General features: G+C 62.5%; 28 protein-coding genes and 1 tRNA gene. 19 read left to right on the forward strand and 10 right to left on the reverse strand.

From position 1 onward, the window contains the following. Window positions 1-17: 17 nt before the first annotated feature. Both ilvN and OJ996_RS19340 read left to right on the forward strand, forming a co-directional pair. The gene (ilvN, locus tag OJ996_RS19335; RefSeq protein ID WP_264515305.1) at window positions 18-638 is read left to right on the forward strand and encodes an acetolactate synthase small subunit; all 621 of its coding nucleotides are present in this window, start codon (window positions 18-20) and stop codon (window positions 636-638) included. 197 nt (window positions 639-835) lie between these two features. Continuing rightward, window positions 836-1516, forward strand: coding sequence for a PEP-CTERM sorting domain-containing protein (locus tag OJ996_RS19340; RefSeq protein ID WP_264515306.1), 681 nt, complete (start codon window positions 836-838; stop codon window positions 1514-1516). Between the two features lie 63 nt (window positions 1517-1579). On the opposite strand, the gene OJ996_RS19345 is transcribed toward OJ996_RS19340, so the two are convergent. Both OJ996_RS19345 and OJ996_RS19350 read right to left on the reverse strand, forming a co-directional pair. Further along, the gene (locus tag OJ996_RS19345) at window positions 1580-2008 is read right to left on the reverse strand and encodes a YkgJ family cysteine cluster protein (protein WP_264515307.1); all 429 of its coding nucleotides are present in this window, start codon (window positions 2006-2008) and stop codon (window positions 1580-1582) included. Then, window positions 1995-2750, reverse strand: coding sequence for a peptidoglycan recognition protein family protein (locus OJ996_RS19350; RefSeq protein WP_264515308.1), 756 nt, complete (start codon window positions 2748-2750; stop codon window positions 1995-1997). Before OJ996_RS19350 ends, OJ996_RS19345 begins: the two co-directional genes overlap by 14 nt. 418 nt (window positions 2751-3168) lie before the next feature. Between OJ996_RS19350 and OJ996_RS19355 the strand changes: the two genes are divergently transcribed. From OJ996_RS19355 to OJ996_RS19375, 5 genes are all read left to right on the forward strand, one after another. Continuing rightward, complete coding sequence (locus OJ996_RS19355; protein ID WP_264515309.1) at window positions 3169-4620, forward strand: ammonium transporter; 1452 nt, start codon at window positions 3169-3171, stop codon at window positions 4618-4620. Window positions 4621-4801: 181 nt separating this feature from the next. Next, complete coding sequence (locus OJ996_RS19360) at window positions 4802-5230, forward strand: hypothetical protein (protein ID WP_264515310.1); 429 nt, start codon at window positions 4802-4804, stop codon at window positions 5228-5230. Window positions 5231-5233: 3 nt separating this feature from the next. Next, window positions 5234-5971 (forward strand): type III pantothenate kinase, encoded by a 738-nt coding sequence (locus OJ996_RS19365; protein ID WP_264515311.1) that lies wholly within the window; start codon window positions 5234-5236, stop codon window positions 5969-5971. Window positions 5972-6020: 49 nt separating this feature from the next. Next, the gene (locus OJ996_RS19370) at window positions 6021-6974 is read left to right on the forward strand and encodes an ROK family protein (protein ID WP_264515312.1); all 954 of its coding nucleotides are present in this window, start codon (window positions 6021-6023) and stop codon (window positions 6972-6974) included. Window positions 6975-7131: 157 nt separating this feature from the next. Continuing rightward, window positions 7132-7281 carry a hypothetical protein gene (locus OJ996_RS19375; protein ID WP_264515313.1) on the forward strand — a complete coding sequence of 50 codons (150 nt, stop codon included), beginning with the start codon at window positions 7132-7134 and terminating at the stop codon, window positions 7279-7281. Here the strand turns inward: OJ996_RS19375 and OJ996_RS19380 are convergent. Together OJ996_RS19380 and OJ996_RS19385 are read right to left on the reverse strand one after the other, a co-directional pair. After that, window positions 7278-8837 carry a sensor histidine kinase gene (locus OJ996_RS19380; RefSeq protein WP_264515314.1) on the reverse strand — a complete coding sequence of 520 codons (1560 nt, stop codon included), beginning with the start codon at window positions 8835-8837 and terminating at the stop codon, window positions 7278-7280. The two genes, OJ996_RS19375 and OJ996_RS19380, sit on opposite strands and share 4 nt — an antisense overlap. Before the next feature lie 4 nt (window positions 8838-8841). Beyond that, window positions 8842-9492, reverse strand: coding sequence for a response regulator transcription factor (locus OJ996_RS19385; RefSeq protein WP_264515315.1), 651 nt, complete (start codon window positions 9490-9492; stop codon window positions 8842-8844). Window positions 9493-9649: 157 nt separating this feature from the next. Between OJ996_RS19385 and OJ996_RS19390 the strand changes: the two genes are divergently transcribed. The 3 genes from OJ996_RS19390 to OJ996_RS19400 all read left to right on the forward strand — a co-directional run bounded on the left by OJ996_RS19390 (window position 9650) and on the right by OJ996_RS19400 (window position 11651). Next, window positions 9650-10495: a dioxygenase family protein gene (locus OJ996_RS19390; protein ID WP_264515316.1), complete on the forward strand. Its 846-nt coding sequence runs from the start codon at window positions 9650-9652 to the stop codon at window positions 10493-10495. 131 nt (window positions 10496-10626) lie between these two features. Next, on the forward strand, window positions 10627-10908 hold the full coding sequence (locus OJ996_RS19395) for a hypothetical protein (RefSeq protein ID WP_264515317.1): 282 nt from the start codon (window positions 10627-10629) through the stop codon (window positions 10906-10908). Next, window positions 10881-11651, forward strand: coding sequence for a dioxygenase family protein (locus tag OJ996_RS19400; RefSeq protein ID WP_264515318.1), 771 nt, complete (start codon window positions 10881-10883; stop codon window positions 11649-11651). The genes OJ996_RS19395 and OJ996_RS19400 overlap by 28 nt, the downstream gene beginning before the upstream one ends. Window positions 11652-11771: 120 nt before the next feature. On the opposite strand, the gene OJ996_RS19405 is transcribed toward OJ996_RS19400, so the two are convergent. Continuing rightward, on the reverse strand, window positions 11772-14216 hold the full coding sequence (locus OJ996_RS19405) for an L-type lectin-domain containing protein (protein WP_264515319.1): 2445 nt from the start codon (window positions 14214-14216) through the stop codon (window positions 11772-11774). 400 nt (window positions 14217-14616) lie between these two features. Between OJ996_RS19405 and OJ996_RS19410 the strand changes: the two genes are divergently transcribed. Beyond that, window positions 14617-14922 carry a hypothetical protein gene (locus tag OJ996_RS19410; protein WP_264515320.1) on the forward strand — a complete coding sequence of 102 codons (306 nt, stop codon included), beginning with the start codon at window positions 14617-14619 and terminating at the stop codon, window positions 14920-14922. 97 nt (window positions 14923-15019) lie between these two features. On the opposite strand, the gene OJ996_RS19415 is transcribed toward OJ996_RS19410, so the two are convergent. Then, window positions 15020-15094, reverse strand: a tRNA-Asn gene (locus OJ996_RS19415). A 94-nt stretch (window positions 15095-15188) separates the two neighbouring features. Next, entirely contained in the window at window positions 15189-16730 is a 1542-nt protein-coding gene (locus OJ996_RS19420; protein ID WP_264515321.1) for a hypothetical protein, read from the reverse strand. Window positions 16731-16989: 259 nt separating this feature from the next. Between OJ996_RS19420 and rplM the strand changes: the two genes are divergently transcribed. Both rplM and rpsI read left to right on the forward strand, forming a co-directional pair. Next, the gene (rplM, locus tag OJ996_RS19425) at window positions 16990-17421 is read left to right on the forward strand and encodes a 50S ribosomal protein L13 (protein WP_264515322.1); all 432 of its coding nucleotides are present in this window, start codon (window positions 16990-16992) and stop codon (window positions 17419-17421) included. A gap of 27 nt (window positions 17422-17448) precedes the next feature. After that, on the forward strand, window positions 17449-17844 hold the full coding sequence (gene rpsI / locus OJ996_RS19430) for a 30S ribosomal protein S9 (RefSeq protein WP_264515323.1): 396 nt from the start codon (window positions 17449-17451) through the stop codon (window positions 17842-17844). A 130-nt stretch (window positions 17845-17974) separates the two neighbouring features. On the opposite strand, the gene fmt is transcribed toward rpsI, so the two are convergent. From fmt to OJ996_RS19445, 3 genes are read right to left on the reverse strand one after another with little or no spacing between them, the layout of a single operon-like run. Then, window positions 17975-18934: a methionyl-tRNA formyltransferase gene (gene fmt / locus OJ996_RS19435; RefSeq protein WP_264515324.1), complete on the reverse strand. Its 960-nt coding sequence runs from the start codon at window positions 18932-18934 to the stop codon at window positions 17975-17977. After that, on the reverse strand, window positions 18934-19566 hold the full coding sequence (locus tag OJ996_RS19440) for an adenylate kinase family protein (protein ID WP_264515325.1): 633 nt from the start codon (window positions 19564-19566) through the stop codon (window positions 18934-18936). The genes fmt and OJ996_RS19440 overlap by 1 nt, the downstream gene beginning before the upstream one ends. Window positions 19567-19608: 42 nt before the next feature. After that, window positions 19609-20487 (reverse strand): hypothetical protein, encoded by an 879-nt coding sequence (locus OJ996_RS19445; protein WP_264515326.1) that lies wholly within the window; start codon window positions 20485-20487, stop codon window positions 19609-19611. A gap of 96 nt (window positions 20488-20583) precedes the next feature. On the opposite strand from OJ996_RS19445, the gene OJ996_RS19450 reads away from it, so the two are divergent. From OJ996_RS19450 to OJ996_RS19475, 6 genes are all read left to right on the forward strand, one after another. Beyond that, window positions 20584-21201, forward strand: a complete 618-nt coding sequence (locus tag OJ996_RS19450) for a 3'-5' exonuclease (protein WP_264515327.1) — start codon at window positions 20584-20586, stop codon at window positions 21199-21201. A gap of 77 nt (window positions 21202-21278) precedes the next feature. Beyond that, on the forward strand, window positions 21279-22418 hold the full coding sequence (locus OJ996_RS19455) for a 1-acyl-sn-glycerol-3-phosphate acyltransferase (RefSeq protein ID WP_264515328.1): 1140 nt from the start codon (window positions 21279-21281) through the stop codon (window positions 22416-22418). After that, window positions 22411-23328, forward strand: coding sequence for a phosphatase PAP2 family protein (locus tag OJ996_RS19460; RefSeq protein ID WP_264515330.1), 918 nt, complete (start codon window positions 22411-22413; stop codon window positions 23326-23328). Before OJ996_RS19455 ends, OJ996_RS19460 begins: the two co-directional genes overlap by 8 nt. Beyond that, window positions 23252-24322 (forward strand): PEP/pyruvate-binding domain-containing protein, encoded by a 1071-nt coding sequence (locus OJ996_RS19465; RefSeq protein ID WP_264515331.1) that lies wholly within the window; start codon window positions 23252-23254, stop codon window positions 24320-24322. Before OJ996_RS19460 ends, OJ996_RS19465 begins: the two co-directional genes overlap by 77 nt. A 31-nt stretch (window positions 24323-24353) precedes the next feature. Continuing rightward, complete coding sequence (locus tag OJ996_RS19470) at window positions 24354-25181, forward strand: hypothetical protein (protein WP_264515332.1); 828 nt, start codon at window positions 24354-24356, stop codon at window positions 25179-25181. Next, window positions 25165-25425: a PEP-utilizing enzyme gene (locus OJ996_RS19475; protein ID WP_264515333.1), complete on the forward strand. Its 261-nt coding sequence runs from the start codon at window positions 25165-25167 to the stop codon at window positions 25423-25425. Before OJ996_RS19470 ends, OJ996_RS19475 begins: the two co-directional genes overlap by 17 nt. Window positions 25426-25429: the final 4 nt, after the last annotated feature.

The raw sequence follows: 25429 nt of genomic DNA on the forward strand, positions 1-25429 counted from the left end.
GCTGAACGCGGATCGGGATGGCAGCCATCACCGCTGCCTCCCGTCCCCAAGCCTTCACCGACTATCTACCATCTTCCATCCACCATCTCGAAATGTCTCAGACCATCGTTACCACCGAAGAACCCGGCACCGGTTTCATCCCGCGCCGTGGAGCGGTTCACACGCTGTCCATCCTCGTGAACAACGAGCCCGGCGTGCTCATGCGCATCTGCCAGGTGTTCTCACGCCGCGGTTTCAACATCGACTCGCTCGTCGTTTCCGAAGGGCGTAACGCGAACTTCTCGCGCATGACCATCGGCATCAGCGGCGACCCGCAGGGTCTCGACCAGATCATCAAGCAGGTCTCCAAGCTGATCGATGTCATCCACTGCTTCGAGCACACCTCCGCGGACTCCGTGACCAAGGAGATGATCCTCATCAAGATCAAGTGCTCCCCGGCAGACCGCTCGCAGGCGCTCCAGATCACCGAACACTTCGGCGGCAAGACCGTGGACCTCACCCCGGTTTCCATGATCGTCATGATCACCGGTGACAGCCCGAAGGTGGATGCCGCAGTAGGCATGTTCTCCCAGTTCGAGATCATCGAGACCGTCCGTACCGGCAAGGTCGTGATGGCCCGCGGCGAGCAGGCGACCTGATCCGACGCCAACGTTTACATTCAATTGCATGAGGCCCTCTGCCGTCCGGCAGAGGGCCTTTTTCGTGCCTGCGGGGATCAACACTTTCGTCACAAAGCACGGTTTTTCCTTCCGCCGTGGCATCAGCACTGCTTTAATGAACATTAGTTTTCGGGACTCGCGTCCCGATCTCACCCCCTTTGTCCCTGCACTCCCCGATGAAACTACTCTGCTCTTTCCTTGCTATCGGCGTGGCCTGCTTGGCCGCCGAATCACAGGCCGCCGTGGTTGCGGGCTGGAACTTCAACACCCTGACCACAGCAACCAATAACGGAACTACCTACTCGGCTTCAAGCGGTGCGGGCACTCTGACAGTAGGGGTCACGGCTTCGGACCAAGCCGGTGGCAACCGGGGCATCAACTCCTTCGCGGGAACCGCAGTCAACGCAATCGCCGGTGACGCCAACGGACAAGCGCTCACCATCCAAGGCGGTGCCTTGGAAACGACCACGCCGGTCGAGAACAACGGCGCGACCGTGACCATCGAGGTCAACCTGACTTCCTTCGAAGACATAATCTTGAGCTTCGCGACCCAGCGCACCAGCACCGGCTTCAACTTGAACCAACTTGCCTGGTCAACGGACGGCACCACCTTCACGGACTTCGGGACCGCCTACAACCCGGCGACCTCGTTCGCGGTGCAAAGCTTCGACCTCTCCGCCATCTCGGAGATCGAGAACCAAGCCACTGTTTTTTTCCGGCTAACCCTAACCGGCGCAACCAGCAATGCGGGCAACAACCGCATCGACAATATCCAGATCAACGCGGTTCCCGAACCCGCTGCCGCCCTGCTCGGCTCGATCGGTCTGATCGCCTTGCTGCGCCGCCGCCGCGGCTGATCCGCTTGGACAATTTCCGAAAACCCGGTCCGCAACCCGCGGCCCGGGTTTTCTTTTGCCCGCTCAGCGCACCAGCCCTCTCGCCCGCGCTTCCGCCATCGGGATCGGCTTGGCCTCGCATACCTGTCGCCAGCCGGGAAAGCTCCACTTGTTCGGGAAGCCCCGGCACTGTTCCGGCTTCACCGGATGGATACGGCAGCCGCCATCCACGAGCATGATGCACTCGTGATTCTCCTTCTCGATCAGCGAGAGGCCGTTGCGGTTCGTGCGGAGCCGCGTGTAGGTGGCGATGAAGTCTTGCTCCGACATCCCCAAGGAGGCGGATATAGACGCGATCTCATCTTCCTCGATCCTCACGTCCCCCGGCCACTTGCAGCAGGCGGTGCAGCGCTGGCAGACGTAGAAGTGATCCGGATCCAAAAAGGTATCGCGGTTGCCCGGGCTGCCATGGGAAGGCTCGCGACTCGGGCCCCCATCCTCAGCGGGAGACATAGGTCGGCTGCGACTGCTTGTAGTAGTGATTCACCCGACTGAGGAACCAGCGCCATTTGCTGCCCGGCCGGCCGTTATCCAGCAGGAAGTGCGGGCAGTTCTTGTTAGCCGGATTCTTGCCGGCCCGCGGCCAATGGTAGTGCGGCACCACGCGGCTCAGCGGGATGCCATTCTCGCGCATCAGCTTCGCCGTGAGCATGGCCGTGCGCTCGATGGTGGTGGAGCGGCTGCTGCCGCGATGCTCGCACATCTCGATACCGATCGAGAGACGGTTACCCGGGCCGCCGAAGTCCGCGTGCTCGCCCTGCTCGGTCACCGGCATGTGCTGGATCGCCACGCGGTCATCCACCGTGTAGTGCCAGATCAAATAGCCGATGCGGTTGCCACCCTTGCGCTTCGGGGAACGCAGGGCACCGCGCTTTAACGCCACCGAGTGACGCTCGGCATCCGCCGAGTAATTCTGGGTGGAGTGAATCGTGATATACTGCGGTCGCATCGGCCGCACCACCTTGCGGCCGTGGGTGCCGCGCGGGACCATGTCCACCTTCAGGTTCAGCCGCGAGAAATTGACAGTCCCTCCGCCGGAGGGCGTGGAGACGGCGTGGGTCTGCCCGGAAACCAAGGGCGAACCGCCGCGGAGTCCTACCACTTCATCCCGATGCCCCGGCAGCGGTTCCACTTGTGTGCAGTGAAAGCAGGCCAGCGAGAACACCAGCATCGCCGCCACGAAAGGAAACTTCATGTGGCTACGCCCTACCACGAAAACGAGTGGCCCGAAAAGCCGGAAAAATTAGCAAATCCAAAGCAATCCCAAGGTCACGGACCCTCCGATCATCTGCCGTAAAAGTCTTCGACAACGCCACACGATCACATGTTCAGCCCCAAACCATCAGGGTTGGAGGGCAGTCATCAGGAGTTCCAACCCAGCCCCTAGTCGTGGTCTGCACTTCAAACGACGCGAAGGACCGAATATTTTCAGCAACCAACTGAACCTAAACGATGAAACACCACAAATAGCCCTTGGCACGCCGACTGCTTTTTCGGGCTTCCAGCAGTTAGGGCCTATTCGGACCCCCGCTGTACAATCCATCCGAAACCGAGTCGACATGAGCCTGAAAACACGATTGGTACGCGGCGCCTGTGCGTTTGCTGCCGCAACAATGATGGTCCTACCACTGGCCCCGAGTGCCAGCGCGCAGGAGGAAACCCCTGCCCCGCCCCCGGCGGAGGCACCAGCGGCGGAGGCCCCGGCCGCCGCCACGCCAACCGTGGAAGAACGCCTGGCCGACATCGAAGCCTACATGAACAACGTGCCGCGCCCGGAGAAGGCCAGCGGTGCGGAATCGCTGGTCGCGGGCCCCGGCCCCGGCCACAACGCTTGGCAGATGGTCAGCACCGCGCTGGTGCTCTTCATGACCCTGCCCGGTCTCGCCCTCTTCTACGGTGGTCTCGTCCGCCGCAAGAACGTGCTCTCCGTCCTGGCCCAGTGCCTCGGCTGCGCGTGCATGATCACCCCGCTCTGGTGGCTCTGCGGTTACTCGCTCGCCTTCGGTGCCGGTAACGCCTTCATCGGCGACATGTCCTACGCGATGTTCAAGGGCGTCGAGCCTAACAACGTTGGAGCAGGCTTCGTCTGGATCTCGGACAGCATGTGGGCCATGTTCCAGCTCACCTTCGCGATCATCACCCCGGCTCTGATCGTGGGTGCCATCGCGGAGCGCATGAAGTTCATCTCCATCATGGTCTTCATCCTCATCTGGATGTTCGCCGTTTACTTCCCCTTCGCCCACATGGTCTGGTCCACCACCGGCCTCATGTGCGGTCCGCTTAACGGAGACGCCGCGATCAAGGCGATCGACTTCGCCGGCGGCACCGTGGTCCATATGACCTCCGGCTGGAGCGCCCTGGTGCTCTGCATCATCCTCGGCAAGCGCCACAACGTGGGCAAGGAGCCGATGAGCCCGCACAGCATGGTGCTCTGCATGGTCGGCACCGGCATGCTCTGGGTCGGCTGGTATGGCTTCAACGCCGGCTCCGCTCTCGGTGCCGACGGCATCGCTTCCAATGCCTTCGTGACAACCACCCTCTGCGCTGGCACCGCCGGTCTCTTCTGGGCACTCGCCGAGTGGATCCTGAAGGGCAAGCCCAGCGTGCTCGGCTTCTGCTCCGGTATCGTCGCCGGCCTGGTGGTCATCACGCCGGCCGCGGGCTTCGTGACCGCCACCTCAGCCGTCATCATGGGTGTCCTCGCCGGTGTGGTCTGCTTCGTGGCTTGCGCTTACCTGAAGAAGGCCCTCGGTTACGATGACGCTCTCGACACCTTCGGTGTTCACGGCATCGGTGGCACCATGGGGGCAATCCTCACTGGCGTGTTCGCCTCTCCGGCTGTTCACCCGGTGCTCGGTCCCAAGGACGCTGGCGGCATGGACCTCATGCCCGGCCTCCTCATGAACCAGCTCAAGGCAGTCGGCCTGACCGTCGTCTGGAGCGTGGTGGCCACCGCTGTCATCGCCCTGATCGTGAAGGCGATCCTCGGCCTCCGCCCGGATATTGAAACCGAAACCGCCGGCCTCGACCTCGCCGACCACGGCGAAGCAGGTTACGAGCACTAAAGATTCCCGACAACGTCTCACTCCAGCGGGCGGACCTTCACGGGTCCGCCCGTTTTTCTTAGCGGGGATGGGTCAATCACGGCCGAAGCATTCTCCAAGGAATGCACTTCAATGGATGATTGAAGGATTAATGATTGATGATTTTCCCCCGCCTTTCCAGCCTGCGGCGGTGACGCGCCGCATGAAGTTCCTCCTCTTGGCACTGGTAGTGTCGGTGCTTTTTGCGGGGTGGCAGTGGCTCCGGCCCTATGAATGGAGCCCGGACAGCGGGGCGGACCATCACGTCACCCGATGCCTGGTGGAACGCAGCCACTCCAACTATTGGCTGCGGATTTTTCTGAGATCGAACGAGGGCGAGGAGATCGACTTCATGAAGCCGCTCCAGCTCGTCACGGCAGACGGCCGCACGCATGCGATCGCCGAGCTGGATCGCGAAGGCAGCGAGCGCGCGATCGATACGATCGTCCTCCGCTTCTGGCTGGAGGAGAAGGATTTCGCGGGGCCGCTGAGTCTCCAGATCAACGACGGCAAGCTGTCGATCCGCAGCGGCGACACCTTGCCCCGCATGGCGGACGGCGCTTTCCGTGTGTTCAATTCCACCCGCTGGTGATCGATGGCTTGGCTCCTGGTCGATAATTCCAATACCCGCACGAAGTTCGCTCTGGGTGATGCAGGCGGCCTGCTCGAGGCCCGCACTTGGATCCCCACTGCGGAGATCTCCGCCGCCGTGTTGGAGACGAAATTCGCCGGATGGGAGTTTGAAGGCACCCTGCTCTGCTCGGTGGTTCCCGAGAAAGCCCGCATCCTACGGGATCATTTGGTGAAACATGGGCCGGTGCATCCGCTTACATGGAAGAGCGCCATGGGCTTGGAGATCGACTATCCGAATCCCGAACAGATCGGTGCCGACCGGCTGGCCAATGCCATCGGCGTGACCGCACGCCACGGCGCGCCGGCCATCGTGATCGATTTCGGCACCGCGGTGACCTTCGATGTGGTTTCCGCCGGTCCCGCCTATTGTGGCGGCGTGATTGCCCCCGGCCTCGGCGCGATGCAGGACTACCTCGGCAAGCGCACCGCCCTTCTCCCCCAGATCGAGCTGGAAGAGCCTGCCTCGGCGATCGGGAAGTCCACCGTGGAGGCGATGCGCGCCGGAGCGGTCTTTGGCTACCGCGGGCTGGTCCGGGAAATTGTCGCGAAGCTCCGGATCGAAATGGGTGGAAACCCTGTCATTGTGGCCACCGGAGGCGATGCAGGCCTTATTGCACGTGGGCTTCCGGAGATCGGGGCCGTCGATCCGGACCTCACTCTGGAAGGCCTCCGTTTGGCAGCTTTGATGAATCTTGCATAAAAGTACGTGCCAAGCCCGTTTGAAGTGGATACAAAGTAATCGCTAAGCCATGGCTGATACCCCTCTCGCAATCGGTGTCGATTTCGGCGGAACCTCCGTCAAATTCGGCGTTCTCTATCGGAGCAACATCATCGACCAAGCCCCTCCGGTTTCCACGCCGGACTTCGACGGGCCGGACGCCTTGATCGACGCCATGCTGCGTGTGATCGGGGATCTCCGAGAGCGACACCCGCGGATCGAGGCGATCGGCGTGGGCGTCCCCGGCTTCGTCCATTTCGAGAAGGGTATCGTGCACAACCTGACCAACGTGCCCGGCTGGGTCGCCATCCCGCTCAAGAAGAAGCTGGCGGACGCCACCGGCCTGCCGGTCGTGGTGGAGAACGACGCCAACTGCATGGCCTACGCCGAGTGGAAGCGAGGCGCAGGCCGCGGCCTGAACCACCTCGTGGCTCTCACCCTCGGCACCGGCGTGGGTGGCGGCGTGGTGGCGAATGGCAAGATGGTGCGCGGGGCCCAATTCGGCGCAGGTGAAATCGGGCAGATGTCGATCGACTGGCAAGGCCGCCGCGGAGCCTATGGCAATCTCGGTGCCTTGGAAGATTACGTCGGTAACAACGAGATCGCGGCCGATGCTCGCCAAGTGTATCTGGATGCGGGCATCGAACGCCATCTCCCCGAATGCACTCCCGCAGCGCTGGCCAAGGCAGCCCTGCTCGGAGATGAGATCGCCCTCGGCATCTGGGACAGCGTGGCGGCCAAGCTCGCCACCGCGATCATGAACTGCTGCTGGCTGCTCAATCCGCAGGCCATCATCATCGGCGGCGGCGTGGCCAAGGCCGGGGACATCCTCTTCAACCCGCTCACCGCGCACCTCTACGCGCAGCTCTCCGCCCCCTTCAAGGAGCACCTGATGATCCTGCCCGCCCGCTTCGGTAACGAGGCCGGCATGGTGGGTGCCGCAGCGCTGGCCTTGGAAGAGGCAGGTGTGGTGCTGCAGCCCTGATAGTTCCTTTTCGGAGACAAGCTCGTCTCGGATGTCTGCTGCGCAATCTTCCAACGGAAGCACATGGCGCGTCGGCCATCGAGGTCGGGACTGCATGTATTACGAAGAGCTTCGTGACGGAACCTGGCAGCGGCTCGATATTGATGGGTAAATGCTGATGAGCAGTGCTCCTCATCACCTCATCTTCTTCTGCTCTGCGGAGGCATGGCAGCGCTATCCGGAATGGGCCAAGGACCGGCGGGATGAGATCATTGCCCGAATCAAGAGCGAGTTCCGCGAGCCCGCTTACGAATACATGGGAGACTAGGTCCCCGACTCGACCGAACTCGGAAAGCTCACCGTGAAGGTGGTGCCTCGATTGGATCGGCTTTCCACCGCGATCGTCCCGCGCCCTGCTTCCACCATGCCCTTGCAGATCGCCAGACCCAGGCCATAGCGGCCGCCGGAAGCATTGCGTGATTTGTCCGCACGGTAGAAACGGTCGAAGATGTGCGGGAGATCCGCCACCGGGATTCCCGGCCCGTCGTCCGCCACGCTGACATGCGAACGCCCATCTTTCTGCCACGCGCGGACGGTGACCGTTCCACCGTGACGTCCGTGGTGGATCGCGTTCTCGACCAGGTTCATGATGACCAAGGCCACCCGGTCTTCACTCCCGATGCAAGGTGCGGATAGAAGTTCCTGAGCCAAGGTGACCGAGCGCGACGAGGCCAAGGGCTTGAGGCGCGAGAGCGTTTCGCGGGCGGTATTCGCGAGATCGAGCGGTTCTCCTGCCGCCGTTGCATCCCCGGCGTCCAAGCGGGCCAACTCCAGCAAGGATTCGGCGAGCCGCTTCATCTGCCGTGCGGTATCGAGATTCCCTGTTAGAGCCTCGCGATACTCCTCCGGACTGCGCTCGCGCGAAAGGGCGGATTGCGTTTCCGCGATGAGCACGGCGAGCGGTGTGCGCAATTCATGGGAAGCATCCGAGGTGAAGCGCTTCTGCTGGGCGAAGCTGTCCTCAAGCTTCGAGAAGGTATTGTTCAGAACCGTGGCGAGTTCATGCAGCTCGCTGCCCGGACTGGTAGCCGGAATCCGCTCGGAGAGATTGCCATCCGAGATCCGCCGCGCCGCGCTGGCGATATCCTCGATCGGACGCATGGAGCGCGAGGTCAGCCACCATCCGCCGCCGAGCCCGACCGCGAACACGGCGAGGCCGGTCAGCGAAAGGCGCAAGGTAAAAGGTTTCATGCCGGTGAGATCTGCCGCCACCGGACGCCCGGCAAGTACGCACTCGCCGCGCTCGGTGAAGTGGAAGGCTTCGCGATAAGCTCCGCGGTCCCGGAACTTCGTCTGGGTATCACGCCCTTCGGCACCGGGAATGCCGATATCCTCCGGAGCATTGTCGGACTTCGACAGCCGGTCGGAGCGGCCGGTCCACACGGCATAATAGTAATCCTCCCCCGCCTCCCCCGGGAACATCGCGGCGACGTCCGCGGGAACGGGATTCGTCGGCCGCCCCGGCGGCTCGTCCCCGAACCAAGGACGCATCCGTTCGTCCGGGAACCCGTCGAACTCCTTCTTGCTCCACTCGCGGCTCGGTGGCGGACGCCGCGGCCCGCCGTCCGGCGGTCCCCACGGTCCATCATCCGGCCTACCGGAACCAAACCGCGGCGGCGGCATCCGCCCGAAAGAAGGAGACTCCTTCCCACCCCGGATCCCGACTCCCAGTGCCGCGGCCCGCTTCGACAGCTCCTCGTCCAGACGCCTCACCCGATGGGTCTTCTCCAATTGCCACGACACCACGCAGAATGCGCCCAGCAATCCGGTCAGCAACACGGCCAACCAGATCTGCAAACGCCAGCGGATGGAGTTCGTGATCATAACGTCACTCGACCAGATACCCCTCACCACGGCGGGTGGCGATCAGATCCGATCTCAGCTTGCGCCGGATGCCGTGCACATGCACGTCCAGCAGGTTCGAAAGCGTGTCCTCGTTCTCATCGAAGAGATGCTCGTAGAGTTCCGTGCGGCTGATGACCTGACCGCGATGCAGCGCGAGATACTCGAGGATGGAATACTCACGGGCTGTTAGATTCGCCACCTTGCCGCCGAGCGAAACGCGACGGGAGCGGGTATCGATCTCAACATTACCCACGATCACGGTAGGATGCGAGCGTCCTGCATGACGCCGGATGATCGAGCGGATCCGCGCGAACAGCTCGTCGAGCTCGAAGGGCTTCACGGGATAGTCATCCGCACCGCCATCGAGTCCACGCACCCGGTCACTCGTCGAATCGCGCGCCGTAAGCATCAGCACGGGCGTGCTCTTCGATTCGCGCAAGCGCCCGAGAATTTCCCATCCGTCGATCCCCGGCAACATCACATCGAGAACGATGGCGTCGTAATCGCAACTCTTGGCTTTGAACAACCCATCCTCGCCGTCCTCCGCGGTATCGACGGCGTAGCCTTCCTCCCGCAAGGCTTTCGCCAAGGCGCGGAGTAAGCGGGGTTCGTCTTCTACGATCAATAACCTCATGAGCTACAAAGGCGCGCATGATGCGCGGAAGGCAGCATAGCACGGCTTGGATTAAGGGAAGATGAAAGCCACACCGCAAAATTTTCCGATGATTTTCCGTCCCTTAACCAAGGCTTAATCGACCCCGCGCTAAGGTGCGCTCATCGAAAGGAAACAGATGAGCCGATTCCGCCACCAACTCGCACCAAACCGCCGGGGATTCCTGACCGGGATGGGTGTGGCCTTCTTCGGGATCCGCGGCCTGATGGCCGAGGAACTCGACAGGGCCACCGGGCGGATCGCCACGCCGGAGATGACGGAGGGGCCCTACTATCCGGACAAGATGCCGCTGGATACGGACAACGACCTCCTCATCATCAACGATGCCATCACCCCCGCCGTCGGTGAGATCTCCTGGGTCAGCGGCTGCGTCATGGACGCCAGCGGCCAACCCCTCCGCAACGCCACCGTCGAGATCTGGCAGTGCGATGCCAAGTCGAGCTACATCCACAGCCGCGGCCGCAACGAGAACGGCTTGGACGGCAACTTCCAAGGCTACGGCCGCTATCAGACGGACTCCACCGGCCGCTACCAGTTCCGCACGATCAAGCCGGTATCCTATGATCTGAACGGCATGTTCCGCGCGCCGCACATCCATTTCGCGATAAGCCGCAACGGACGCCGGATCTTCACCACCCAGATGATGGTGAAGGGCCACGCCGACAACGCCCGCGACCACGTGCTCGGCGAGATCGCCGACGCGAAGGCCCGCGATACCATCCTCGTCGACTTCTTGCCCATACCCGGCTCCAAACTGGGTGAACTCACGGCGAAGTTCGACCTCATCATCGGTCGCACCTTGGAAGAGGGAGACGATCACAAGCTTTTAGGAGGCATCGGCAAAGCCGAAGCACGACGATTTGGAGGTCCGCCTGGCCGGGGTCGCTTACGCCCTGGCGGAGGAGCAGGCGGACCTCCGCCCCCTCCCCGCGGTGGACCACCACCGGAGCCGCGGGCTCAATGATCTAACAGGATTTCCTGGAATACGGGGGCCGCCTGGCCACGAGCTGAGTAGGCGAGTGGCGGAGGAGCAGGCGGCCCCCTCTTCCCGCCCCTCTTTGTGCGGGCGGACGCAGCTCTTCATTCCGCAACGATATGAAAGAGACCCGACCCCTGCCGGTGCATATCCCGGTGAACCGCCGCCGCTTCTTCAAGAGCATGGCTACTGCATCCGCGGGCTTCACTCTGCCGGGATTCCTGGCGGAGGCCCTGACACAGTCCCCCATCGTCACTCAAGGCCCTTACTATCCGCTTTCGGACGACATCCCCTTGGACAAGGACAACGACCTTGTCCAACTCGGCGACAGCCTAACAGCCGCTACGGTGTCGTCACTTACATCACCGGCCGCGTGCTGGATTCCAGCGGGAACCCTGTGAAGAACGCATTGGTGGAATGCTGGCATGCCGACCACGAGGGCGACTACGTCTACTCGACCGGCACCGGGCGGAACTCGGCCTGCGATGCGAACTTCGCCGGATTCGGTCAGTTCCTTACCGGTTCCTCCGGATACTTCAAATTCCGTACCATCAAGGCGGGTCTCTACACCGGCCGCACCCGCCACTTCCACTGGGGCGTGACGCTGCCGGGAAGAACCACGCGGGCCTGCACTCAGACCGGTTGGAACGAGATCGCCTACGCGAACAGCGGCTCGGTGTGGGCCACGCAGAACTCGAACGACAATGTCTTTGCCTCCCTGACAACCGAACAGAAAGCAGCCATCCTGCTCAACTTCGCGGCGGTGGAGGGCACGACCACCGGCGAGGTGTATGCGAACTGGGACTTCGTGAGCGGCTACACCCCGGTGGAACCCACCTATCCCGCGCCCGGCGGCTTTGTCGCGAGCGGCGAACCCGTGGTGGGACCAAACAACACCGTCCGCTACAAGATCGTCATCCCTGCTTACACCAACTACTGCTACGAGATCTATGGTAACCCGACGCTGGCGGACCTGGAGTGGAGGGCCCTGCCTTTCTCGCTCACGCAAACGGGAACCTTGGACCGGCACAAGCACGTTGCCACCGCCGAAGGCAGCCTGACCGTCTACGTCGCGGCACCTGCCACCAAGGGATTCTACAAGGTGGCATTCCGCGTGCCCGGAGCCAATACCGGCACGCCCTGAAAGGTTAAACGCGAATGCCGGTCGCCCTGCGCAGGGCGACCGGCATTTTCTAACGATCTGCGCGGAGGAATCTCCCCGGAGAAATTTCCTCCGCGCCGAGCTCATCCGGCGGACCGGACTTCACTCTTCCTCGACCCGGATGAAAACCCGATCTCCGGACGGGAAGTTCACGGTGGCGCTATTCACGCCGGTACCACTCGGCTGGATGTTGCCCTGGATCTGGGTGCTCCAGTTCAGCATGTCGGTGGAGTAAGCGATGCGGTAGGTGTGCTGGCCGCCCGAGGTCCACTGCAGGTTTACCGATGGCGGATTGCCGGGAGTGATTACGGAGGCGATCTCCTTGAAGGCCGGCGCCGGTTCACCTTCGGTATAGAACCAGCGCGTCACATCATGGGATTCGAACTGGCCACCCGTGCGGGCCATGAAGCCGACGTAGGACAAACCGTTTTCATCGGCCGCTTGGGCAGAGGACAGATTCACGTCCACATCTTCCAACACTACCACGCCGTTAAGCATGACATACATCTTTCCGGGATCGCCCTCGACAGCAGGTGCCTTGTAGCCCACCCGCACCCGGTAAGGTGCCGCCGAGCCGCTGGTCTGCGTCAGATCCGGCACCGTGGCAGTGCCGCCCAATCGCATTTTCGGGATCGCCGGCAGATCCACCTTGGCGTTGGTGATGCCTCCTTCACGAATCGCGATCGAGGCGGCACTCAAATCCACGCCGGGATTGTTGTAGCTGTCGAAGCAGACGTTCACCGCATTCGAGGGCAAGCCATTCTCCTGGGTTGCGGCAGCCACTGCTTGGGTGCGTCGAGGGTCATTGTGGATCACGAAGGCCATCCCGTCCGCACCGCTATCCGGCGCTCCACCCAGACGCACCAGATGGAGATCGAACTCGGTTTCGAAGCCGCCGCCCGTGTCCACCCGCTTCCGGAACCAAGCGGTGCCGTTCACGCTGCCCACATCCGGAGTGAGGCGCAGGCGGTTCGCATCCGCCGGCGCCGGAAGGTTGGCAAAGTCGTTCATCACGGAAGCCTGGCCCATCATCGCGAGCTCCGGACCCGCACCGTTGAAGTTCTCGTAGGCAATCTCGGTGATCGCCGGAGTGATGACATCCACCACCACGTTCGCGGTCACCACCGGCCCGCCGGAGGTCGCACTCAGCGTGTAGGTGGTATCCGCGGCGGGAACGACATTGATCGACCCTTCCGGATCGAGCGTGCCGGGAATGCCGCTGATGGTCACGTTGCTCGCACCGCTCGTCTTCCACACCAGAGTGATCGGCTCGCCGGCCACCACCGTGGTCTCACCCGCAAGCGTCGCGAAGGGGACGATCGAGGTTCCCGGCAGCGGCACATCCTGTGTTTGGACCTGCCGGGTTACCGGCGTCTGGAAGTCGAAGTTCGTGAGGTTATCGATCAGATTCCACGGTCCCGAAGAACTGTCCGATCCTTCGAGAATCCAACGAACCGGGTCGCGCACGTCCGCATCATTCGCGGTGGTGAAACCATAGGAGTCGAAGGTTACCGGACTTCCACCCAAGTCGAGGATCACAGCTCCTTTGCTGAAATTGAGCCACTTCGTTGCCACGTTGTTGTCGAACAACTTGTCGGGACCTTCGGCCGCCGGGCTATTCCCATCGACCTCGTTGAACGCGCCAACGATCGGAATATTCGTCACCCCGCTCTTGATGCGGAATTCCGAGAGTTGGACGCTGTTGGCCAGCGCATCTTCCCTTAGCTTCACCGGGGTGAAACGGACATACGAGTAGGTCGCGGAACCGCCTACCACCGTGCGCAAGGTGGCAGTTGCATTCGAGGTCCCCTGCCCACTCGTCGCGGTCAGGGCGTAGACGGTGTCCGCGTTGTTCGGCGGCGTGAGCGGCGTGGATCCCGATGCCGGCAGCGTCCCCGCCACATTGGTGATGGTCACGCTGTCCGTGACCAGCGTGCTCCAGTTTGCCGTCAGCGTCGTATCCCCGTTGATCGCCACCGATTTGCTCGTGCTGTAGGAGGCGATGTATGGGGGCACGCTGCTCGGCAGGGCAAAGGCTGTCTGGAAGGTCTGCCGCGTGGTCGTCACCGCCACGTTGTTGCGGATGTCGATCGGAGTCCAAGTCGTCCCGTTGTCTCCGCCCCAAAGGATCCAGCTCACCGGATCACGCTCTTGGGCGTCGTTGGAAGTCGCGAAATTATAGCCGTCGATCGTCGCCGTGTTGCCTACACCGAAGTCGAAGACCAAGGCCTTCTTGTTAAAGTCCAGCCACTTGGTGGTGGTCAGGTTGTCCTTCACCTTGTCCGGACTCTCGTTCCCGCTGGCGGGATTGTTTCCTCCGGGATTCGTCACCGTCACGGAGGTCAGGTTCAAGTCCGCTCCGGCGAACTTGAAATCGAACTCCGAGATGGAGGCACTGTTTGCGGTACCGCTCCTCAGTTTCGTCGGTTCGAACATGAAGAAACGGTAGGTTTGCTGGGCAGCTTCGACTTGGGAGGCTGCGGCAGTGAGCAGGACGAGGGCAAAAGCCCCCCTCCCCCGCAGGGGTATCATCGATGGGGTTTTCATGGGTTTTTTAGTACGGGATTTGGGTTCTCCCGCACTGCTCTACTGCCTCAGGTGAAATAAAGTTTAGTGAGGCCTTTGGTTTTTATTCCCTCTTTTCGAGACAGCATCCGCCGCGAAGCGCACCTCCGCGAAACTCCGGTGGGCGAGTGGCGACCACGGACCGGATTGCTAAGAATTGCATACATGCGCCTGCCCCGCCCCAATTTGAGGCTTTGCACTCACGGCCCAGCGCCAGACCGGGTTTTCATCGCCAGATTCCGTCTTTACCAGGAATTCACCCCAACTCTCGCCACTCAGCTGAAACTATAGATTGCATACTTCAGCACCACCTCTTCAACACTTCCACACGCGAGGCCTCGTTGATCGACCCTTATCATCCCCATCTTCCGGACACGCCGACGTGAATCCCCCTATCCCGCGCCCCTACCTCAAATACCTTTGGCCAGCACCCACGGGACTGCTCGTCCTGCTTATTGGAATTTCGACCGAGAAGTTGGGGGGCCGCCAGACATTCCTGAAGGTGCATGTCCCCTTGGAACTCGGCTTCACCGTCTGTGTGTTCGCCGCCATCGTCTATTCCCTCCGGCTCATCGGTAAAGACAGAGCCCGGGCACCACGCTGGATCATCATGCTGAACCTTATCTTCGGACCCTTACTGCTAAGCTGCCTCGTGGTCGGTGGCATCATCGCCCATCTTGGCGAATAGACCGGCATAACGGTTGCCCCACGGGCCCCTTGTCGAAACGTGCCCACAAAAAAGGCCCACAGCACATACCGTGGACCTCGCGATTGCTTGTTTCATCTGGCTCCGGCGCTAGGGATCGAACCTAGGACCTAGTGGTTAACAGCCACCCGCTCTACCGCTGAGCTACGCCGGATTTTCAGAAGACCAACCCCGGAACCGGGGCGGGCGGAAGATGGGATGCCCCACGCTTCACTGGCAAGGGAAAAATGTATCTTCCTTAAGGAAGTTTACTCCCGACCGTAGCGCTCCCGGAATTGACGCAGCAAGTCGTCGATCCGATCTCCGCCGGAATGGGCGGCAGCCACCGGTTCCGGCGATTCCTTGGCAGGTTCCGGGTCCGGCGCAGGCCACTCCACGGCAGTCGGCGCAGCGGCAGATTCCTGGAGGACTGATTCTTGAAAAGACGGAGGCTCCACGGGCGGAGCAGAAACCACAGGTGTCTCCCCCTCTTCTTCCGGTGGCGCAAAGCTGAAGGGCGAAGATGGAGCTCCATTCTGCGGGGCTTCGCCGAAAGCCGCCACGGGGGCGTCCATGATCGGCTCTCCCGGAGCTTGAGGCACCGGCGGCGGCGTGGTCTCCGGAACCGGCGGTGCGGTAACAATTACCGGCTCCGGTGTGAATTGCACCGGGGCAGGAACCTCGACCGGTGACTCCATCAAAGCAGGAGCCGCCGCGGAAATGGATACCGAGTCTTCTTCAAGCTCCGCTGCCTTCCTCAGCACCTTGCGGGCATAGAATTCCCCGGTCGACAGACCGAGCTTGGAGCCTAGAGCCGCAGCCCGCCCCGGCATGCGGGATTCCAGCAAGGCCACCGCGCCAGCTTGATCGAGTGGCTCAAGGCGGATTTCAAGTTCGCTAAGGCGATCTTGAAGACCACCGCTCAATGCGGGCAGGAAGGCGCTCTCCCAAATATCGTTGTTCAGGGAGACCACCACATCCACGCGCGGAGCATCCTGGCGAGCTGAGGCGAGGAAGCTTGCGAAACGCAGGGCGGCCGCCGGGTCGGAATGCAGGCCTTCCAGATCGTCGGCAGCCACAACCACCCGCCCGATCAGCGAGAGCAGCGCCAGCAGCGCGGCGTAGCGCTCTACACCAGCATCCGAAATGGCGGACTGGATGATCATCCCGGTGCGCCCCGGGTGCTCCGGCACGGCGATCGCGAAACGGAACAGCGAGGCCAACCAGAAAGAGGCCTCGTTCAGGGAGATCCCCGTGCGGCGGCTCAGCTCGAGAGCGAGGCGGGGCCCCAGCACTTCGAAGTTTTCCTTGGTCCAATGCGCGGTGACGGCCTGCGAGTGGTGGAAATCGAAGGTCTCGACCGGACGCTGGCGCAGCGCGGTGAGGGCGGCCTCGCGATCTTGGCAAGGCACCTCGCCGGAATTCACCAGCGGCTGAAGTGCCAGCGAGAACAGCCGGCGCGCCTGCAAATCCAGCGCGGTGAGCCCGCCGCCGGCCGGGAGCTGGCGGGTCAGCCGCCGCAGGGCCGTCTCGATCGCCGCGGGGGCATCGATGCGCGAACCATCCGGCGGACTCAGCGGCAGGAATTCATGAGTCGTCCCGAGCCGCTGCTGGACTTGGGCCAAGAGGTGAGTCTTACCGAAACCGGCGCGGGGAGCGAGGAGCAGGATCCCGCGCCCCGGCGCATCCACGGGGGAGGCCAGCAGGCGCTCCATCCGGGCGGTGGCGGCAGCATTCACCGCGGGGGCGTGCGGGGAGACAGGTTGTCCCAGGGAATCGAAGAAAGGCTGGAGCGTGATTTGATCTACCATTGGGGGAGGATCGGATGTGCGGATCTTGTGTGCTCAAGCGTGCTCTCACAAGGAAAGAAAGGCAAAGGGCGGCAGCTCGCGAGCATCCCCCGTGCCTCCGTGGCGAAAGGATTCATTAAGGTCTGGAAAAGACCCCTTGAGAAACCCTGAAAGTTCCAGCGGATTTCCGATTGACACCGTTTCCCCCGCTCACTAGCTTGCGCGCCCCTCCGCCGCGAGACGCTGAAGGCGTGCTGCCGAGGGAATCAGGTTCAATCTCATGAAGACGTTTTCTGCCAAGCCGACCGACATCGAGCGCAAATGGTATGTGATCGACGCCAAGGACAAAGTCCTGGGCCAGGTCGCCGTCGAAGCCGCCCGACTGCTGCGCGGCAAGCACAAGGTGATCTTCACCCCGCACGTGGACACCGGCGACTTCGTCATCGTGGTCAACGCTGACAAGGTGGTGCTGACCGGCACCAAGGAGCACGACAAGATCTACTCCCGTTTCTCCGGCTACGTGGGTGGCCAGAAGGTCGAGACCCCGCGCATGGTCCGCAAGCGCAAGCCGGAGCTGATGGTGGAATACGCCGTCTGGGGCATGATCCCGAAGAACCGTCTGGGCCGCGCCCAATACGGCAAGCTCAAGGTTTACGCCGGTGCCGAGCACCCGCACGAAGCCCAGCAGCCGGAAACCTACGAAATCGCCTGATCCGGCTAGCCCCGAACCTCTCTTAAAATGAGCGAAGTCAAGAATCTCAGCGCCACCGGCCGCCGTAAGAACGCCGTCGCCCGCGTCCGCATGACGGAAGGCAGCGGACAGATCGTGATCAACGGTCGTTCCTTCGAGGAATACCTGCCGACGCTGCCCCTGCAGAACACCGTGCTGGCTCCTTTCCAACACGCGAACCTGCTGAACAAGTTCGACGTGGTCGTCTCCGCCAACGGCGGTGGTATCCACGGCCAAGCCGGTGCGATCCGCCTGGCAGTCGCCCGCGCGCTCACCATCTTCGATGCCGAGCTCCGCAAGGTGATCAAGCCGCACGGCCTGCTTCGCCGCGACCCGCGCATGAAGGAGCGTAAGAAGCCCGGCCGCCCCGGCGCCCGCAAGCGCTTCCAGTTCTCCAAGCGCTAATTGGAGACTTTTCCGAAGAAGCCGCACTCCTCACGGGTGCGGCTTTTCCGTTTCTCTCCAGGCTGCGAAACTCAGTAGCCCACAGCGGGGACCGCCCACGGCCTTGCGGTCTTCCTGCAGTAGGCCCTTGTCAGCGCAAATGCGGCAGCGGCTTCCCATGGAAGCCATTGGCCCACTCCACCGCCGACATCCGCCGCGACCCATCTGGCTGCACTTCACCGAGGACAAGCCGTCCTCCAGCACAAGCCACCTGCAATCCACCGTCAGGCGAAAAGCTCAAGCTCCCCGGCGATCCATCGCCGCTATCGACAATGCCCTGCACCGGATAGACCTTCAAACGCTTGGGCGGTTTCCCCTCCTCCACAATCTCGCTCCAAGTCCCGGGCCAGGGCTCATAGGCCCGGATCCTCCGCTCAAGCCGCGGCGCGGCCCAAGTCCAGTCCAAGCGGCCGTGATCCCGCTCAAGCTTCGGCGCATAGGTAGCCAGCTCCGGATCCTGCGGCGTACGCGAGGCACTTCCATCCAGAAGCAAGGGCAGTGCGGCACCGAGTGCCCCCGCCGCCAGATCCGCCATCCGGTCGTGAAGAATCCCACCGGTATCGCCCACGCCGATCGGCGTGGACTTGGAGAGAATGATATCCCCCGCATCCAGCTTCGGCACCATGTGCATCACGGTGATGCCAGTCTCAGCATCGCCCTCATCGATCGCGGATTGGATGCATGAGGCGCCGCGGTAGCGCGGCAGCAGCGAGGCGTGCAGATTGATGCAGGCGATGCGGGGAATCGCGATAAGAGCCTTCGGCAGGATCTGGCCGTAGGCCATCACCACGATCAGGTCCGGCTGCAGCCCCCGCAGCGCGATCAGGCTCCCCTCCTCTCTCACGCTCTCCGGCTGGAGCACGGGGATCCCGGCCTCCACCGCGATCCGCTTGATCGGCGGCGGCGTGAGCGTGCTGCGATGGCGCCCGGCCGGTTTGTCAGGCTGCGTTATCAGTGCCAACGGCCGCGGGCCCGACTCGATGAGCCAGCGGAAGGAAGGGATCGCAATCTCCCCGCTGCCGAAAAAGATGATCCGGGAATCCTCTGACATCAGGCGACAATCTGGGCGGATGCGGCGAACACCGGCAGCGACACGATCTTGCCGATGATATCATGCAGCACCTTCACCGGCGGCTGGGTGGCATCGATATTCGTTACCAGCCGGTCCGAAAAGTATTCGAGGATCGGCTTGGTCTCCGCCTCATAGGTGGCAATCCGCTGCTGGATCACACGGTCGGAGGCATCGTCGATCCGGTTGTCCTTCAGAGCGCGCTTGCGCATGCGGCGGGCGAGCTCTTCGCGATCCGGGCAGGACAGGTGGAAAACCTGATGGATGTCCAGGAAGCTGGTGATCATCTCGGCCTGAGGCACATTCCGCGGAATGCCGTCGAGCACCAGGAAGTCGATGTCCGGCTTGTAGACGTGGGAATCCGCCCAGTTGTCGACCTGCGCCTTCCAGAGTTCGATGGTCAATTCGTCCGGCACCAACTCGCCCCGGCTCGAGTAGTAGACGAAGCGCTGTCCGATCGTCGTGCGGGTATCGAGGGAGCGGAAGACATCCCCGCAGGCGCAGTGGAAGAAGCGCGGGATGGAGCCGAGAACCTTCCCTTGAGTCCCCTTCCCCGCACCGGGAGCGCCGAGGATCAGGAAGGCGGGGCGTTTGACGTCGAGTGCCTTGGACATGGGAAAGGATGCTAAGATTCGAGTGCCCTCCAGCAAGCACGATCACAAATTAGCCGATAAAGCGATGAAAACAGGCAGAGGCGCAATCATGGCCGCATCCGCCATCACCCGCAGGGCATCGACCGAATACTTCGAACGGACCCGGTTCAGCACATAGATGAGCGCGGAGGAAATCAGCACCGCATAGTAGAAAGGGCGGCTGCGGCTCTCCTCATCCAGCACCGCCAAGCCGATGGCGGCTGCGGCGAGGCCGGTGAGCGGGATGGTCAGGGACAAGTCGTTCGCAGCACCCCGCTCGCGGTCGCGGGTGAAGGCCGATTGCTCCCAGAAGTGGATGGCCGAGATGTTCAGGGTGCAGAGCACGGCGAAGGCGAGCATCTCGGGCGAGAGTGCAAGATTGAAAGGCGGGTGAATCGCATCGAAAATCCCCGGTTTCCACGACCACATGTGCGCACCCATCGCGGTACCGTAGGAAAAGGCCAAGCCTGCGAACAGATTCCTCAGATGGGGAATCTCCCGGTCCTGCTTCGAGAAGATGGTCAGAGAAAAGAAGACCACCACCAGGAAGATCACCGGCTTCCCATAGTCGACGAGCGGGCCGAAGGAGATATGCCCGCCGGCCACGAAGGCGGACCCAAGGAGAGTCACCACCGCCAGGATCGACATGAACTTCATATGCCGCTGGTGGAACTCATGACGCTCCCCCAAGCGGTGATCGCCCGGGCTGAGCATCTTCACGTCGATGATCCGGTCGAGGATGTAGATCCCCCAGACCGCCAAGCCCAGCGCGGCGTAGTAGCCCCACGGCAGCACCTGCAGCCAGATCTTCTGGAACATGAAAAGCCACGCCATCGCGACAGCGGGGGCGTCGAGGCTTAGAAGATTCGGCCAGAGCCAGAGTGGTGTGCGGCGGTCCGGCATTCGCGGGGCCGGACCTTCGGCAAGCTTTCCGCCGAAGGCAAGCCCGGGACGTTAGGCAGTGCCGGGGATTTTTCGGTGGCGTGGCGAGGCCGGGCCGTGTTGCCGTGGCGCGTGCTCATCGGGGAATGCCAGTTCACGGCGATCGATTTCGAATCGGCGGGTGCCGCGCGCGGGCAGACCGATGTGCCGGTGCAGGTGGGCTTGGCACGCTGGTCCCTCGCCGCAGGGCACGGCGAGAACTTCGTCTCCTATCTGGCGTCCGATGCGCCCATCCAGTGGTCGGCCCGGAAGGTCCACGGTATCCGCGATGAGGATCTGGCTGGAGCACCGGGCCTTCTCTCCCTCTGGCCCGAGCTCAAGCGCCATCTGGCTGGCGCGGTGGTGGTGGCCCATGGCAAGGGCACCGAAAAGCGCTTCCTGCGTGCCTTCCCCGGCCACGGCTTCGGCCCTTGGGTCGATACCCTCCTGCTGGCACGCGCCGCTTGGCCGGAGCTGAGCGATCATTCCCTCTCCGCCCTATGCGAAGCACGGGGCCTGAGCCCCCGGGTGGCCACCATGATCCCGAGCCGCCGCTGGCACGACGCCCTATACGACGCCGCGGCGTCGTTGATCTTGTTAGAAGACGTTGTGGAAAGCTTCGACCTGAAAGAGAAACCGGTGGAGTGGCTGCTGGAACCGGACACTCGTGGCTGGCATCGGCTGAGAGGCAGCTAGCCAATCATCGATCTAATCGATGATGGCTCCAAATCTATCGATTTCGATTACAGGCGTGACGAGGCTATCGATTGTTCGTGAGCAAGCACCGCCCTGTCCTTTCCCCGACCCGGAGCACCGCTTGGCATCGCTTCTTTCATCGCCTGATCTCGGCGGCTTGGTTCGATGAGATCAAAGTGTCCGGGCAGCTACCTGCCGAGGGACCGCTCCTGCTCGTTTCCTGCCACCGAAATGGGGCGGTCGATGGCTTCCTGCTCGATGCGGTCTCCCCCCGGCTGGAGTTCATGATTGCGGGTCGTCTGGTGAAGCGGTGGTGGCAAAGGGCCTTCTTCGGTGGCATTCCGGTCGAGCGGGCCAAAGATGGCGAGCGAGACAACCGTAGCGCGATGGACGCCTGTGTGAGACATCTCGGTGAAGGTGGTGTCCTGTGCGTCTTCCCGGAAGGAACGAGTTCCCTAGGACCACGTCATCTCACCTCCCACTCCGGAGCTGCGAGACTGGCAGCGGCCTATGAGGAGGAGAACGGGCGGCTGCCGGAGATCATCCCGATCGGCTTGCATTATGAAGAGCCCGGACTCTTCCGCTCCAGAGTCGAGGTCGTGATTGGAAAGCCCCTGCGGATCGAAGAACGAGGTCGCCGGATCGTCGCGCTGAAGCGGGCGATCGAGGTGGGCTTGAAGGAAGTGGGTGCGAACTTCGAAAGCGAATTCCATCAAGACATCTCGGAAACTGCGGCAATGGATTCCGATACCCGCTACCAGACCTTGAAGCGATGGGAGGCAAACACTCCGACAGATCTGGCGGACCTATGGCGGCACTCCGATCCGGCATCCCGCGAGCTGCTGAAGCGTGGTCGCTTCGCTCCGAGCTCGCTGCTGCTACCATTGGCCTTGCCGGGCTATGTCCTGAATGCACCGGTATACATGGCCTCCCATCTGGCGGCCAAGCGAATGGCCGACGGCCCCAACGTCGTGGCACTCTGGAAGATTCTGGGAGCAAGCGCGGCGGCGGCGATCTGGGTCCCAGCCATGGCGCTGGCCTGCGGTCTTGGCGGCGGCCTCCGCGGGCTGGCCTCCTACACGGCGAGCACTCTTCTGGGGTTCGCCCTGAGGAGACCCTTGCGCCAAACCGGTCGAGCCCTACGCTGGCTGACAGCACCGCGCCGAAGGCGGGACGAGGTGCGTGAACTGAGGACATTGCTGGAGAACCATGCGTGAAGAATCCGGCATGATGTGGCACGAGCGGGCTTACCTGCTGCTGTGGATTTCCCTCGGCGCGGCACTGGCATGGCAGGGCATGGCCAAGCCATCCGACGCCGTGGCCGGGGGACAAGCGTTGGCACTGCTGGGCTTGGTCAAGGTGGGAAAGCGAGGCCTGTGGTGGCAGGTGCGGATGTGGCTACCCTTGGTCGCGCTCAATGTGACCTACTTCTGGCTCGGTGATGCGATTCCCCGCCTGAACCCATGGCGGGCGGATGCAATGCTGCTTGAGCTGGACCGCGCCGTGTTCGGAGATTGCCTGGCTTTGAAGGCCGCACCTCTCGTCTCCACTTGGGCAAGGGAGATACTATCCATGGCGTATCTGAGTTTCTTCCCGCTGTGGCTGGGCGGTCTCGCGCTCGCCCAATGGCGGGGACGACAAGACCAGCAGTCCTTCTTCACCGGCCTGTATCTCATCTACGTAGTCGGCTTTGCGGGATACATCTTGTTCCCGGCGGCGGGCCCCTTCCGCTATCCACCGCTATCGGAGCAGGCGGGCTTCGCCACTGCGGGCGGCGTCTTCACCCGGATGAACGATGCGGTGGTGATGAACGGCTGCAATGGAGTGGATGTCTTTCCCAGTCTGCACACGGCGATCACGGTCTTCGTTCTCCTCGCCGCGTGGAGTTGGTCGCAACGCCTCGCGGCATGGCTCGCCATGCCCTGCATCCTGATCATCTGCGCCACCATCGGCCTGCAATATCACTACGCTGCCGACTTGGCCGCAGGCACCCTGCTGGGTGCGGCAGTGTGGTGGCTCACGATCTTCCGACATTCGAGCAAACATCATCATGACGGAACCCTTTGTCATTCGACTTCAAGATCCAGCGGCCGCGAACCCCGCCCTGACGGGCGGCAAGGGATCTAGCCTGGCCAAGCTCCACCGCGCGGAGTTCCGCGTGCCCGACGGCTTCGTCGTCACCGCGAGATCCTTCAAGGAATTCTCCACGGGCGGCAGAGAGCTACCCCTGCAAGTGACCGCGGAGATCCGGGCCCACCTGGAGCACTACGGGGATCAGGCCTTCGCCGTGCGCTCTTCCTCGACCGCGGAAGACTCCGCGGATGCCGCTTTCGCGGGACAGCATGAGACCTACCTGAACATCCGCGGGACCGAGCAGATCCTGCTCCGGGTGACGGATTGCTTTCTCTCGCTCTGGAACGAACGAGCGGTGGCCTATCGCCAGCAGCGCGGAATGGACGAAGCTTCCGCGAGCATGGCGGTGGTGGTGCAGCGGCTTGTTCCCTGCGACTCCGCCGGCGTGGCCTTCAGCTTGGATCCGGTAAGCGGGGATGCCAGGCGCATCCTCATCGATGCGAACCGGGGCTTGGGCGAATCCGTAGTGGGAGGAGAGACCCAGGTGGATCACTGGGTGATCGCGCGGGATGGATTGAGTGTGATCGAGGAGTCCATCGCGAGCAAGACTTCACGAACGATCCCGGCGGAGAACGGGATCCGCCACCAAGAACTGAGCGGCGAGGAAGCACGCGCCCCATCCCTCACCGCAGCGCAAACGCGAGAGGTGGCGAAGCTCGTCCTGGAAGTGGAGCGCAAGGCAGCCTTCCCTCAGGACATCGAATGGGGCTTTGCGGGAGACGAACTCTGGCTTCTGCAAGCACGCCCCATCACCACGCTGCCGGAGCGATGGACGCGGCAGGAATCCGCCGAGCGCTTCCCGACACCGATCAGCCCGCTGACTTGGGACTTCGTTGAGGCAGGCTTCCACGACTCGCTCGCATGGTCCCTGAAGCTGATGGGAATGCCGCCCTGCCCCGGGGCGGTGGTTCGCGAGCTTCGATCACTACATTTATGGAAATCAGAATCTGGCGGAGCACTACTGCCGGCTCCCCTTTCACGCGGATAGCCTGGAGGAACTCGATGCGGTGATCCCGCGGATGAAGGAGGAGTTCCGCTGGGTGCAGGAGCTACCGGTCGATTGGATGCGGGATCTCGATGGCTACCTGATCGGGATCGGTAGGGCCGAGTCCAAGGACCTCGGAGCCATGAGCGAGCGGGAACTCTGGGAGCATACGAAGAACTTGGTGAAGCACGGCTCGGATTACTTCCTGCCGAACATTGCCATCTCGATCACCCACGGTCTCCTGTGTCGTCTGTTGTATAAGCTGGTGGGATTCGTCGTGGATCAGGACGAGGTCGCCAGCATGTTCCAAGCCTTGCTGGCGTGGGGAAACACGAAGACATCGCAGATCAATCGCGAACTCAAGGAGATCGCCGGGATGATCCGTGCGGACGCCGGCTTGTCTCTTCTGATTGCGGAGCTCCCGTCCGAGGAACTGCTAGCCGGCGGGCTGAACTCATATCCGCTGTTTGAAAAGCGGCTGGCGAAGTTCCTGAACGACCACGGCCATCGGGAGACGGACTTCGATATGTATCATGCGCCTTGGGGCGACCCGCCCGCGATCGTTCTGGATCACCTGCGGGCTATCGCAGGCACCACGGACTCCGAACCAAGGGACGGGAGCGAACATCAGGCGAAGCTGGCGGCTCATCAGGCCGAGCAGAGGTTCCTCCATCTCGCGCCTCACTCGTGGAGATTCTTCTTCTCGGAGATCCTGCGGCTCGCGCGGGTCTACACCCAGCTCGACGACTTGGAGCACTACCACACCGCGCGCTTGAACCGATGGAGAGGACCTTCTGAAGGGCATGCCGGGAAGCCCGGGAATCGCCGAAGGCTTAGTCTACCACGTGCGCGGACCGGGTGATTTCGCGGCATTTCCTGCCGGAGCCATCCTGGTGAGCAGGACGACGAATCCCGCGTGGACACCATTGTTTCACCTCGCGTCAGCCGTCATCACGGAGAGCGGCGGCCCCCTGTCTCACGGAGCCGTGACCGCGCGCGAGCTCGGCATCCCTGCGGTGATGTCCGTGCCAAAATGCCTGAGCCTGCTCGAACCGGGAAGCCGGGTCCGAGTAGATGGATTGAAAGGACTGGTGATGCCGGTGTGAGAAT

Origin of the sequence: Luteolibacter rhizosphaerae, assembly GCF_025950095.1 — a bacterium.
GTDB lineage: Bacteria > Verrucomicrobiota > Verrucomicrobiia > Verrucomicrobiales > Akkermansiaceae > Haloferula > Haloferula rhizosphaerae.